The following is a 12,958-nucleotide window of genomic DNA, read 5'->3' on the forward strand; positions in this document are numbered from 1 at the left end:
AATAAGGCCTTTTGCCTAAGGCCTTATTTAGCTACTCGGCTGTTAGCTTTGCTTCAAGTGCGGCAACTTTTTCTTCAAGGTCAGTTAATTTAGCGCGTGTTTTAATTAACACCTGCGTTTGGACATCAAATTCTTCACGTGTCACTACGTCAAGTTGAGACAGCTTACGCTGTAAAACCACTTTAGTTTTATCTTCCATTTCGTTAGCAAAATCTTTTAATCCCGCAGGAATTGAATCCGTTACTTGTTTGGCTATTTCTTCTATTTTTTTTGCGTTGATCATCTGTAGCTTCTTAATTGGTAAACTATAGCGTTATTGTAACCAATCTCAGTTACATTGATAATATTTTCTCGATTAAAGCTTGTAAAAATTAACTGCCACAGGTGAAAGTTGATGTTGTCTTGCCATAAAAACAGGTAAAATCTATCTCCGATTATCTTATCCACCAATTGAGTTACAACGTAGCAATGAAATTAAACCCAGGTCAAAATGAAGCAAAAAAATATGTTGATGGTCCATGCTTAGTATTAGCAGGAGCGGGCAGCGGTAAAACTGGGGTTATTTGTCAGAAAATTGCGTACTTAATTCAAAATTGTGGTTATAAAGCGAAAAATATTGCAGCGGTAACATTTACCAACAAAGCCGCACGTGAAATGAAAGAGCGTGTAGTTAAAATGATGGATAAGTCGCAAACAAGGGGGTTAACGGTATGTACGTTTCACTCTTTGGGTTTAGATATTATTCGTCGAGAATTAAAAACGTTAGGCTACAAACCCGGCTTTACCTTATTTGATGATCAAGACAGCTTAGCGTTATTGAAAGAGCTCACCCAAGAGCAGCTTGATGGTGATAAAGACTTAATTAGCAAGCTTCAAATGATGATTTCAAATTGGAAGAATGAATTGTTACTGCCCGATGCTGCCATTAAACAAGCCAGTGATGCAGATGCCCTGCAATATGCTGAGTTTTATGCCATGTATCAAAAGCATATGAAGGCCTACAACGCGCTAGATTTTGATGACTTGATTTTAATACCAACGTTATTAATGCGCAATTATCCAGAAGTGCGTACGCGCTGGCAGCAAAAAATCAAGTATATGCTGGTAGATGAATATCAAGATACGAATGCCAGCCAGTATGAATTAGTAAAGCAAATAACCGGCGAGCAAGGTTTATTAACGGTTGTGGGTGACGATGACCAATCAATATACTCATGGCGTGGTGCTAAGCCGCAAAATTTAGTGTTATTAGGTGAAGACTACCCCAATCTTAAGTTGATTAAACTTGAGCAAAACTATCGCTCTAGCGGGCGTATTCTAAAGTGTGCCAATACCTTAATTGCCAATAACCCGCATGTTTATGATAAAGCGTTGTTTAGCGAGCTTAATTACGGTGTTGAATTACGTGTATTGCAAACTAAAAATGAAGATCATGAAGTAGAGCGAGTCGTCGGTGAATTAATAGGTCATCGCTTTTTAAATAAGAGTAAATTTAAAGATTATGCGATTTTGTATCGCGGTAATCATCAGTCTCGCTTACTTGAAAAAGCCTTAATGACCAACAGAATACCTTATAAAATTAATGGCGGTACTTCGTTTTTTTCCCGTGCTGAAATAAAAGATATGATGGCGTTTTTAAGAGTGTTAGTGAACCCTGATGACGACAACGCTTTTTTGCGTATTGTGAACGTACCACGACGAGAAATTGGTCCAACAACGCTAGAAAAATTGGGCAGTTATGCCAATATACGACAAATTAGCATGTTTGCCGCCAGTTTCGAATTAGGCCTAGAGCAACACCTAACGGGTCGCGGATTGATCAGTGTGCAACGATTTACACGTTGGTTGGTAGAGACAGCTGATCATGCCGAGCGTGGTGAAACATCAGCGGTATTGCGCTCAATGGTGCGTGAAATTAATTACGAAGATTGGCTATACGATACCTCGCCCAGCGCAAAAGCAGCAGAAATGCGTATGAAAAACGTTACTCAGTTGTTTAGTTGGGTCACGCAAATGCTCGAAGGTGAAGACGATGAAGAGCCCATGACCTTGGCGCAAGTTGTTACACGACTGACTTTGCGCGACATGATGGAACGTAATGAAGATGAGGAAGATACTGACCAAGTACAATTAATGACATTACATGCCTCTAAAGGCTTGGAGTTTCCTTATGTGTTTCTCATTGGTATGGAAGAGGGCTTATTACCGCATCAAACCAGTATGGATGAAGGTAATGTTGAAGAAGAACGTCGTTTAGCTTATGTTGGCATTACCCGTGCCCAGCGAGAATTAATTTTTACTTATGCCAGAGAGCGCAGACAGTTTGGTGAGGTGTCTCGCACTGAAGCGAGTCGGTTTTTACATGAATTACCGCAAGACGACTTAAGTTGGGAGCTCACGCAAACTAAACAGAGCATAGAAAAAAAGCAAGAGACGGCCAAAATGGGTGTGGCAAATTTACGTGAGATGCTAAAACAAAAAAAATAATATAAACTGACCTTAGAGCCATATTATCTATTTGAATTTCAAGATAGATTTTTCTATATTTAAACTTGTTAATGCTTTCAATAGGTATTAATCAAGCTTTAAGAAAGGTCTGTTTATTAGGAAGGTTCGATGATAAAACGATCAACAACAGAAAAAATGCTACTGATATTAAGTGCGTTTGCGGTTATTACCATTTCGCCATTTGTATATTTACGTTGGCTTGATGGTGATATGGTCATGGCGTCTATTGATGCCTCACTTGTGATTGTGACGGCGGCATTTTTTCTTTTTGTATATCGTACTAGGAAAGTTGATACCGCCAAAGCTTGGCTTTCTAGTTTCTTTGCTGTCGCTATTGTGACTATAGTTGCTATTCGTGGCGAGTCTCATTTATTTTGGTTGTACCCTTGTATGATCGCTTTTTACTATATATTACCTGCACGGGCGGCCGGCATAATATGCTTCATTGCTATCTTGCTCATTGCCATCATATTATTTCCCGTTTCTAGTGTTTTAGAATTTTTAACTATTACGTTTACACTGTTTTTAACGGCTTTATTTTCTTATGTTATTTTTAATAATTACAACAAAACAAATGAAAAGTTAGCATTGCTAGCGAGTATTGACCCGTTAACCTCGTCAGGTAACCGTCGCGCTTTAGATAAAAAACTTGAGAAAATTCTAGCTGATCAAAAAAGAGAGGCTTCGAAAGTTTCATTACTATTATTAGATTTAGATCATTTTAAGAAAATTAATGATAATTATGGTCATGCAAATGGCGATATAGTACTGGTGGAATTAGTCAGTTTGATACAAAAACATACCAGATCTCTAGATGATCTTTATCGCTATGGTGGTGAAGAATTTATTATTCTACCGTTAAAAGTCGACTTGTCTGAGGCTAAGCAGATAGCAGAAAAATTACGGATTATTATCGAAAAATCTACTTTTGCTGAAGATATCTCTTTAACAGTTTCTATTGGTGTTTCACAATATCATGCTGGCGAGACCGCAGAAGCTTGGATTAGTCGAGCAGATGCCGCGCTATATGTCGCAAAAGATAGTGGCCGAAATCGTGTGGTTACAGAAACAGAAGTGACAAAGGAAGCGATTGAAGCTAAGTCAGTTGAAGAGAATGGAAGCTAGGCCTGTGAAAACCTAGCTCTATGGTCATTATTTTATTCTTTGATTTCTAAAATAGCTTGTCGGTTTTGTAAATGTAAACCATTAAAAAATTTCAGTAACGTGTCGTCGTTACATGTACGGAAGTGCTTATGCTCTGGTTTGCGGAAAAAAGCACTAAGCTCGTGCTTACTTAAGGTTAACTCAGCAGAGTCGAGTAAAGCGATAATATCTTCAGCTTTTAACGCTAAAGCAATTTTCACTTTATTAAAGACGATATTGTTATTTACTGGCTGATTCAACTGCGCTTGCGCACCCTCTTTTGCTCCACGATACTCTATTATTAAGCCATCAAGAAAACTCGCTAAATGGTTATCAGCGATCCGCGTAAAAGATGGCTCACCGTTTTTACGGAAAAAATTGCTAATTTCTTCTTCGGTTTTTGGACATTCAGCATGTTGAAAAATAGCGGATATTTTTTCGTTGCTTAAGGTAAATATATAACGAATATGATGTAAAACTTCGTTGTTAGTCATGTTTTTTCCTGTTTAATTAATCTATTTTAGCACGTAGACTTATCGCTAAGTATTAAGTTTTTGCGCTATAGATAGCAAGTCGCTAACTATTTAAGTAAAGCTAATGGTCAAGCAAATGGCGAGTGTGGCTATAACGGCCAGTTTTGTCATTTGCTTGCTGTGTTGTTGCTGCTGCAGCTGTATTTGTTTCAGTGACATTAATTGCTGACGCTGAGCTTCGCGATTAGTTTTTAAGTAATCGTAGACCAAATCAGGAATTTCTGGCAGTTTTTCATTCCAAAAAGGTAGGTTCTCTTTGACCTTTTTATAAACGGCTTTAATGCCCATTTGTTCTTTTACCCAGTTTTCTAAAAATGGTTTGGCTGTTTGCCAAAGATCTAAAGCAGGGTAGAGCTGTCGGCCCAAACCTTCAATATAAAGCAGTGTTTTTTGTAGTAACACTAGCTGAGGCTGTACTTCCATATTAAAGCGTCGAGCGGTATTAAAAAGATTAACTAAAACCTGACCAAACGATATTTCAGATAAGGGTTTATTAAATATAGGTTCGCAAACTGTGCGAATAGCAAACTCAAATTCGTCAACACTGGTCTCACTGGGTACCCAGCCTGAATCAACATGTAATTGTGCCACTTTACGATAGTCACGGTTAAAGAATGCGACAAAATTTTCTGCTAAATAGCGCTTGTCTTCACGATTTAAGGTACCGACAATACCGTAATCAATCGCAATCCAAGTGGGATCTAGTGGCTTTGTTGCATCGACAAAAACATTGCCAGGATGCATGTCCGCATGAAAAAAACTGTCCCGGAATACTTGCGTGAAAAAGACTTCAACACCGCGTTCAGCAAGCAGTTTCATGTCAATATTTTTTGCCTGTAATGTCTCGACTTCACCGACACCGATACCGTAAATACGCTCCATTACCATGACGTTTTTAGAACTGTACTCACTATATATTTCAGGGACGTAAAGCACTTTGTCACTAGCTCGACCTTGGCTGAAATTGCGTTTTAATTGAATGGCATTTCCCGCTTCGCGATTTAAATCTAACTCTTCTATAATTGTTTTTTTATATTCTGCTACGACTTCAACTGGGCGTAAACGCTTACCATCGGGTAACCAACGGGCAACGACTTTGGCAAATAGCGACATGACGTTGATGTCAGCTAAAATAGTTTCTTCAATATTGGGTCGTAGTACCTTCAGCACCACTTCTTGCTCACCATCGTGTTGTAGCAGGGTAGCCGTGTGTACTTGGGCAATAGAAGCTGATGCTAATGGAGTTAAGTCGAAATCTTTAAACTGTTCAGCAAACATTTCCGCGCCAATCGCCGTTATGATTATCTCCTGAGCAGCCTCGCCAGAAAATGCCGGCACTTTATCTTGTAATAGCGTCAGTTCTCGCGCGAAATCGTCGGGTAATAAATCTCGGCGGGTTGATAGCATTTGACCAAACTTAACAAATACTGGACCTAATGACTCTATAGCGAGTCGAACACGCTGAGCCTTGGTTTTATCTTTGTGTTTGTTTCTAAGCCAAAACAAAGAGCCGCGTACAATTCTCATGTACCACGGCAGGTACTTTTTCGGTACAAGCTCGTCTAGCCCGAACTGAAGAAATGTTTTTACTATTTTGTATAAACGTTTACTACTCACCGCAGGACCTTATGATTTTTTGCTTTGTTGATTGATTAATTGCTCAATTCGTTGGCTTAAAACATGAGCTTGTTGCTCTAAATGTTCTACATCATGACTAAAATAAGATATTTCAGCTGCTGTTACCATCAATCGCTTTTCATGAATTAACCATTCGCTGGCATCGGCTTGAATTTGTTGAGACGCAAAGTTTAATTTTTTTATTAACTGGCGACCTAGCTCGTCTATCTTGTAGGCAGGAATATCACCAATACGTTTGGCTAACTCACTTTGCCAATCAATATCAAGAGTTTGAGCAATCTCGGAAAAACGCTGAGCTACTTTTAGATCACCTTGAATATCGAGTTTATCGTTTTTAATTAAATCAGTAAGTTGTTGTTCTTTATTGAGTTCAATTAACGTGCTGATACTGGTAATGATGCAGCAATCATTATGCTCATCACTGGTCGTTACATGTATTTTTTCATGGCTAATGGTAAAGCTTAAAGGAAACGGTAGTTCTGCAAGTTTCACCGTCAGTGTTTTCCCAGATAAAGGTTTTAATGCCCTTGTGCCGTGCAAGTTATAGCGCAGAAACTGATTAATAACGGTTTCTAGCAGCGCGCTTAAGGCCTGAGCAAACATAAGTTGCTGACTGATAGTCTGACGCATACGATTAAAATTTATAACCTTTATGCAGCGCAACGACACCGCCAGTTAAATTTTTATAACTGGTTTGTTCAAAACCTGCATCATCCATCATGTTTTTCAGTGTTTCTTGATCAGGGTGCATGCGAATAGATTCTGCCAAATATTGGTAGCTTTCACCGTCTTTTGCCACTAACTCACCCATTTTAGGCAAGATATTAAAAGAATAAAAATCGTAGGCTTTATTAACTAATTCATGCTCAGGTTTAGAGAACTCTAATACTAACAAACGTCCACCAGGCTTAAGTACACGGTACATAGAGCGTAGAGCCATATCTTTATCGGTAACATTACGTAAACCAAACGCTATGGTGATCACATCAAAAGTATTATCTTCAAACGGTAAATATTGAGCGTTTGCTTGTACATATTCAATATTTTGTACTAAACCACGGTCACGTAACTTATCGCGACCAACATTCAGCATTGAGCTATTAATATCAGCGAGTATAACTTTACCTTCGCGGCCAACAAGTTGAGAGAATTTTGCTGTTAAATCACCGGTACCACCGGCTAAGTCTAATACTTTGTTGCCTGGACGTACGCCACTGGCGTCGATGGTAAAACGTTTCCATAAGCGATGAATACCAAATGACATCAAATCATTCATCACATCGTATTGCTGGGCAACAGAATGAAATACGCTGGCAACTTTCGACTCTTTTTCATTTTTTTCGACGGTTTGAAAACCAAAGTGAGTGGTGGCTTCTTCACTGTTGTCGTTGTTAATTGGATGATTTTGATCGTGTGCAGACATCATGGTTTCGCTTTAAACTAAAATTACTGCTAGTTTACCGCATTTTTTTAGATTAATTAACACTTCCGAACAAGGTGGTAGATATTAAACACAACTCAGGTTTAATAAAGGTTGTTAACAAGTGACATTTAGGGCCATTTTTGTTGCTTTTTTTGCCCTGATACTGGGTCTCTAATCGGTTAAGTCATAGCTAAGGTTTTCAGCTTTAAGCGTTAGAGTATTTTTCACGATTTGCTAGCCAACGATTGATCAAAGCGTTAGCCTTTTCTGGGTACTGTCGCCATATCAGCTGGGCTTGCTGCTGCACTTCCGGTATTAAGTGAGCATCTCGCTGTAGGTCCGCAATTCTTAAATCAGCTAAACCCGTTTGCTTGGTTCCGAGCAATTCACCAGGCCCGCGAATTTCTAGATCTTTTTGTGCGATAACAAAGCCATCGTTGCTTTCTCTTAGCACATTCAAGCGTTTAGTAGCCGTTTTAGTCAGCGGAGCTTTGTACATTAATACACAGTGAGAGGCGACTGAACCACGACCGACACGACCACGTAATTGATGTAGTTGTGCTAAGCCTAAGCGTTCAGGATTTTCAATTACCATGAGGCTAGCATTGGGTACGTCAACGCCCACTTCGATTACGGTTGTTGCCACTAACACGTCGAGTTCGCCAAGTTTAAAGCGCTCCATTACGGCTTGTTTTTCGTCGGCTTTCATTCGACCGTGTACTAAACCTATTTTTAACCCGGATAACTGCTCTTGCAAGTGCACAGCGGTATCTTCAGCCGCTTGGCATTGCAGAACCTCAGACTCTTCAATCAAGGTACAAACCCAGTAGGCTTGACGGCTGTCGTTTGTGCAACCTTGACGAATACGTTCAATGACATCGTCTCGTCGACTGTCTGGTAACGCAATGGTGGTAATAGGCGTTCGCCCTGGTGGCAATTCATCAATTACTGAAGTGTCTAAATCTGCATAAGCTGTCATTGCCAAGGTACGAGGAATAGGTGTGGCTGTCATAATTAACTGGTGTGGATAATTTCCTTGCCATGCGCCTTTTTCACGTAATGATAAACGCTGATGGACACCAAACTTATGTTGTTCATCAATAATAATCAGTGCGAGTTTGTTGAATATTACTTGCTCTTGAAACAAGGCATGGGTGCCAATGACCATTTGCATATTGCCATTCTCAATGTGCTCTAAGGCATTGCGTCTTGCTTTGGCTTTGGTTTTACCGACCAGCCAGCCTACCGAAATGGAAAGCGGCTCAAACCATTTTTGAAAATTAATCGCATGTTGTTCAGCCAATATCTCTGTCGGTGCCATTAAAGCAACTTGAAAGCCTTGGCCAATAGCGGTTAACGCGGCTAATGCGGCAACCAGTGTTTTACCTGAACCAACATCACCTTGTACTAAACGCATCATAGGCACGGGTTTGAGTAAGTCGGTACGTATTTCTGCAGTAACTCTTGCTTGTGCTCCTGTGGGTGTAAATGGTAATGACGCCAAAAAGCTTTTCTCTAGCTGTGTATCTGTTGCCAAAACTACTGCTGGGTGGTGATCGTTAGCGGCTCTTAATTTCAACATGCTGAGATTATGGGCTAATAACTCTTCTTTGATCAGCCTAAGCTGCGCCGGATGTTTGCCTGCTTCCATTAAAACAACTGAGGTATCTGGAGGAGGTCGATGAATTAAGGCTAATGCTTCAGCTAAAGAGTATTGTTGATGGCTGATTTCCGCGGGTAATAATTCTTCTACATGGCCGCGTTTTAAGCGGATTAAAGCTTGCTCGGTTAAATTACGTAAAGATATTTGCCGTAAACCATCGGTCGTTGAATAGACTGGTGTCAGGGTTTCTTCTGCAGGAGTTAAGGGTTGATCTTGATCTAGCGCTTTATATTCTGGATGCACCATTTCAAAACCACGCATACCGCGATTAACTTCACCATAACAGCGAATATTAAGCCCAATAGCTAAGCTATTTTTTTGGCTAGCTGAAAAATGAAAAAAACGCAGATTGATGCTACCTGTACCATCATTGATAGTTACTAGCATCATTCTGCGCTTGCCTTGTATGATCTCGTTTTGCGTGACCTCACCAATGATATTGGTAAATATACCGGCCATAAGATCACGAACAGCAGTTACACGTGTGCGGTCTTCGTAACGAAGCGGTAAATGAAATAGTAAGTCTTGTAGTGAAACTAAACCTACTTTTTCTAGCTTAACTGCCATACCTGGGCCAACGCCTTTTAAGGTAGTGACTGGAATTTGGGCTAAATTAGATAACGCTTCCATTGTGCGAGACACCGCAGGCTCCCTTGCTGTAAGTTTTTTGATTATTCGTCGTCGATTTTCTTCCAAGCATCTTGAGTCATTTGCATTTGCTGCCACCATTGCTCTGATGCAACAATTTGTCCATCGTCATCGATTTCAGGGTACGGTAAGCCTTTGCGCTGGCAGGCAGTTGCAAAAATAGGATGACCACCTTCAAACAATATCCGTTGACGGCGTTGATGGCTTATTCTTGGTTGTTGATATAACCCCGCCGCTTGACGTTGGCGTTGGGCTTCATATAACACGACAGAACAAGCAACAGAGACATTTAATGACTGCACCATACCTACCATCGGAATAACGATATCTTGATCGGCCATTTCAAGTGCTTTTGCCGAGGCGCCAAATTTTTCTTGTCCAAGAATAATAGCTGTTGGTTTGGTATAGTCAATTTCACGAAAGTCGACCGCAGTATCTGATAAGTTAGTTACCAATACCTGCATGCCTTGTTTTTTTAATTCGTTGATTGCATCTTCGGTCTTACTGTAATCATGCACATCTATCCAGTTTTGACTACCTGCAGCACTGCCACCAGAAAGCCGCATGGTTTCATTTTTCCATACCGCATGCACATCGCTAATACCGATGGCGTCTGCTGTACGAACGACAGCGGCTAAGTTATGGGTTTTGTGCACGCCTTCCATACAAACGGTTAAATCAGGTTGACGTTGATCTAACATGCTGTTAATTCTTTGTAGTCTATCCGGTGTCATATACTTGTTCTAAAGTTGCGTTAAATATTGGCAAGTTTTGTCAATCTAGCTTGCCGGTAAAATATCGAGCTCAGCATTAACTGTAATTTGGTAATTCCATAATGCCGTCAATTTCGATTGCCACGTCTTTTGGTAATCGAGCCACTTGTACCGCAGCACGTGCCGGATAAGGTTGTTGAAAGTATTGGCTCATAATTTCATTCACTGTGGCGAAATTGGTAAGATCTTGTAAAAATATATTCACTTTCACCATGTCATTAATGTTGCCACCAGCAGCTTCACATACGGCAACAATATTTTTAAATACTTGTTGAGTCTGCTCGGCAAAGTCTTCTGAAACGATTTCCATTGTTTCAGGTACTAAAGGAATTTGGCCTGAAAGATAGACGGTATTATTGACTTTTACCGCTTGGCTATAGGTACCGATTGCACTGGGTGCTTGGTCTGTATTAATAATTGTTTTCATCGTTTTTCCTAATGCTATTTGTTACGCACAACGCGCTGAACATAGTCCATAACTTTAATTTTTCGAATGATGTCGGCAAGGTGAACCCTGTTACGACAAGTAATTTCCATATCAATGAGATATAGTCCAGAATCTTTTTCGCCTGAATTGAGCGTGTGAACATTTGAACCACAACGAGCCACTACATTGGTTAATGCGGCGAGCGCCCCTTTATGATTGAGAATGTCGATACGTAACTTGGCGATGAAGTCGCGATCGATATCAGTATCCCACCTAACAGGGAATAAGCTACCTTGCTCATGACCTTTATTATTCCTGCAACCTTGTTGATGTACCATCAAACCTTTGCCTGGACTTAAATAGGCCAGTATAGAATCACCAGGAATAGGTCGACAACACTTACCATAACTCACCATCATGCCTTCTGTACCTTTAATGGGCATTTTGTTTTTAGTCATGGTGGGTTTTAGCTCTGACTCTTCGGTAAATTCGTCTTTTAAACGCTTCGCTATCCCTATGCTAAGTGCATTACCAAGACCAATATTGATCAGTAATTCTTCAATGGTTTTATTGCCTGTATCTTTAACCACTTGGGCCAGTTTATCTTGGTCAATGTCTGCTAGTTTTGTTGCACCTAACGCATGACTAAGTAAGCGTTTGCCCAAGGCAAGCGATTCTGTTTTTTCTTGTGAGCGTAAGTAGGTACGAATTTGCAAGCGTGCTTTGGCAGTAACAACAAAATTTAACCAAGTAGCGTTAGGTCTTGCCGCGGTAGAAGTTACGACCTCAATGGTTTGTCCAGAATCTAATGGTTGGCTTAACGGAAAAGGTTTACGCTCAACTTTGACGCCAACGCATGAGTTACCAACATCCGTATGTACTGCATAAGCAAAATCGACAGCTGTTGCCCCCATCGGCAATTCGACAATACGACCGTCGGGTGTGAAAACATAAATTTCTTCTGGAAATAAATCAGATTTTACATTTTCAATAAACTCAAATGAGCTGCCAGCACTTTGTTGTAACTCTAATAAACTTTGCATCCAACGACGTGCTTTCATTTGTGCCGTGGTGCCATTGTCTTCGCCGTCTTGTTTATACAACCAATGGGCTGCAACACCTTTGTCAGCCATTTGGTCCATGTCGTTGGTACGAATTTGAATTTCTACGGGAATACCATGAGGGCCAATTAAAGACGTATGCAGTGATTGGTAACCATTGGTTTTTGGAATGGCAATATAATCTTTAAATCGTGATTCAATGGGTTTGTATAAATTATGGGCGGCCCCTAAAGCGCGATAGCAATCATCAATTTTATCACCAACGATAATTCTAAAGGCATAAATGTCCATGACTTCATTGAACATGAGTTCTTTGTTGCGCATCTTTCGATAGATAGAGTAAAGGTGTTTTTCTCGGCCAAGCACTTGTGCTTTTATACCGTTTTCCGCTAACCGGTTGGTTATTTCTTCTTGGATATTATTGATAATTTCTTTGCGATTACCACGCGCTTGTTTAATCGCTGATTTTAAGGCGCGAGAACGCATAGGATAAAGCGCTTCAAAACCTAATTCTTCTAGCTCGTTTTTAACATCGTGAATACCGAGACGATTGGCGATAGGCGCATAAATATCTAAGGTTTCACGGGCAATGCGTCGACGCTTATCTGGTCTCAATGAGCCTAAAGTTCGCATATTATGGGTGCGATCGGCAAGCTTAATCAAAATAACGCGAATATCTTGCACCATGGCTAAGATCATTTTACGGAAGTTTTCCGCTTGCATTTCTTCTTTATTATCGAATTTTAACTTATCGAGCTTGCTAACACCTTCAACCAACTCGGCCACAGTATGACCAAAGAGTTCAGCTAATTGATCTTTAGTTACCGGTGTATCTTCGATCACGTCGTGCAGTAAAGCTGCCATTAAAGTTTCGTGATCTAAATGCATTTTGGCGAGATTTAGTGCAACCGCGACAGGATGGGTAATGTATGGCTCACCACTAGAACGCATTTGGCCATCGTGAGCCTCACGCGCAACAATATAGGCCTGTTTCAACAGATCAATTTGTACTTTTGACAGATAACTTGATACGTGTTCTTTTAGTGGTTCAAAAAGGTACACCCAGCATTTCCTTTATGATTATTTTCGCTATGATAGGTTAGAATACGTTTATTTTATGGTTATGCCAATGTTTTAGCGC

The 12,958-nt window shown here is 40.3% G+C and carries 11 protein-coding genes; 2 read left to right on the forward strand and 9 right to left on the reverse strand.

The features are described from left to right. Positions 1–31: 31 nt before the first annotated feature. Positions 32–283, reverse strand: a complete 252-nt coding sequence (ubiK, locus tag B5D82_RS08775) for a ubiquinone biosynthesis accessory factor UbiK (protein ID WP_081150866.1) — start codon at positions 281–283, stop codon at positions 32–34. Positions 284–468: 185 nt separating this feature from the next. Between ubiK and rep the strand changes: the two genes are divergently transcribed. Together rep and B5D82_RS08785 are read left to right on the forward strand one after the other, a co-directional pair. Continuing rightward, a complete protein-coding gene (rep, locus tag B5D82_RS08780; RefSeq protein WP_081154419.1) occupies positions 469–2,487 on the forward strand; it encodes a DNA helicase Rep in 2,019 nt (672 codons plus the stop codon). 129 nt (positions 2,488–2,616) lie between these two features. Further along, the gene (locus B5D82_RS08785) at positions 2,617–3,633 is read left to right on the forward strand and encodes a GGDEF domain-containing protein (RefSeq protein ID WP_081150868.1); all 1,017 of its coding nucleotides are present in this window, start codon (positions 2,617–2,619) and stop codon (positions 3,631–3,633) included. Positions 3,634–3,665: 32 nt separating this feature from the next. Here the strand turns inward: B5D82_RS08785 and B5D82_RS08790 are convergent, their stop codons facing one another. From B5D82_RS08790 to spoT, 8 genes are all read right to left on the reverse strand, one after another. After that, positions 3,666–4,145: a YehS family protein gene (locus tag B5D82_RS08790; protein ID WP_081150870.1), complete on the reverse strand. Its 480-nt coding sequence runs from the start codon at positions 4,143–4,145 to the stop codon at positions 3,666–3,668. A gap of 90 nt (positions 4,146–4,235) precedes the next feature. Beyond that, complete coding sequence (gene ubiB / locus B5D82_RS08795) at positions 4,236–5,801, reverse strand: ubiquinone biosynthesis regulatory protein kinase UbiB (RefSeq protein WP_081150873.1); 1,566 nt, start codon at positions 5,799–5,801, stop codon at positions 4,236–4,238. A gap of 9 nt (positions 5,802–5,810) precedes the next feature. Further along, the gene (locus tag B5D82_RS08800) at positions 5,811–6,452 is read right to left on the reverse strand and encodes a ubiquinone biosynthesis accessory factor UbiJ (protein ID WP_081150875.1); all 642 of its coding nucleotides are present in this window, start codon (positions 6,450–6,452) and stop codon (positions 5,811–5,813) included. Between the two features lie 4 nt (positions 6,453–6,456). Then, the gene (gene ubiE / locus B5D82_RS08805) at positions 6,457–7,245 is read right to left on the reverse strand and encodes a bifunctional demethylmenaquinone methyltransferase/2-methoxy-6-polyprenyl-1,4-benzoquinol methylase UbiE (RefSeq protein WP_081154421.1); all 789 of its coding nucleotides are present in this window, start codon (positions 7,243–7,245) and stop codon (positions 6,457–6,459) included. Between the two features lie 205 nt (positions 7,246–7,450). Continuing rightward, positions 7,451–9,550, reverse strand: coding sequence for an ATP-dependent DNA helicase RecG (recG, locus tag B5D82_RS08810; protein WP_281255944.1), 2,100 nt, complete (start codon positions 9,548–9,550; stop codon positions 7,451–7,453). Between the two features lie 29 nt (positions 9,551–9,579). Beyond that, the gene (gene trmH, locus B5D82_RS08815) at positions 9,580–10,290 is read right to left on the reverse strand and encodes a tRNA (guanosine(18)-2'-O)-methyltransferase TrmH (protein WP_081150879.1); all 711 of its coding nucleotides are present in this window, start codon (positions 10,288–10,290) and stop codon (positions 9,580–9,582) included. A 76-nt stretch (positions 10,291–10,366) separates the two neighbouring features. Beyond that, the gene (locus B5D82_RS08820; RefSeq protein WP_081150881.1) at positions 10,367–10,756 is read right to left on the reverse strand and encodes a RidA family protein; all 390 of its coding nucleotides are present in this window, start codon (positions 10,754–10,756) and stop codon (positions 10,367–10,369) included. A 14-nt stretch (positions 10,757–10,770) separates the two neighbouring features. Next, positions 10,771–12,879, reverse strand: a complete 2,109-nt coding sequence (gene spoT, locus B5D82_RS08825) for a bifunctional GTP diphosphokinase/guanosine-3',5'-bis pyrophosphate 3'-pyrophosphohydrolase (protein WP_081150883.1) — start codon at positions 12,877–12,879, stop codon at positions 10,771–10,773. Between the last annotated feature and the right edge of the window lie 79 nt (positions 12,880–12,958).

Source organism: Cognaticolwellia beringensis (genome assembly GCF_002076895.1).
Taxonomy (GTDB): Bacteria; Pseudomonadota; Gammaproteobacteria; order Enterobacterales; family Alteromonadaceae; genus Cognaticolwellia; species Cognaticolwellia beringensis.

Coding starts and splice junctions, on each gene's coding strand:
- ubiK (WP_081150866.1), bottom strand. CDS start 283: ATGATCAACGCAAAAAAAATAGAAGAAATAGCCAAACAAGTAACGGAT.
- rep (WP_081154419.1), top strand. CDS start 469: ATGAAATTAAACCCAGGTCAAAATGAAGCAAAAAAATATGTTGATGGT.
- B5D82_RS08785 (WP_081150868.1), top strand. CDS start 2,617: ATGATAAAACGATCAACAACAGAAAAAATGCTACTGATATTAAGTGCG.
- B5D82_RS08790 (WP_081150870.1), bottom strand. CDS start 4,145: ATGACTAACAACGAAGTTTTACATCATATTCGTTATATATTTACCTTA.
- B5D82_RS08800 (WP_081150875.1), bottom strand. CDS start 6,452: ATGCGTCAGACTATCAGTCAGCAACTTATGTTTGCTCAGGCCTTAAGC.
- ubiE (WP_081154421.1), bottom strand. CDS start 7,245: ATGTCTGCACACGATCAAAATCATCCAATTAACAACGACAACAGTGAA.
- trmH (WP_081150879.1), bottom strand. CDS start 10,290: ATGACACCGGATAGACTACAAAGAATTAACAGCATGTTAGATCAACGT.
- B5D82_RS08820 (WP_081150881.1), bottom strand. CDS start 10,756: ATGAAAACAATTATTAATACAGACCAAGCACCCAGTGCAATCGGTACC.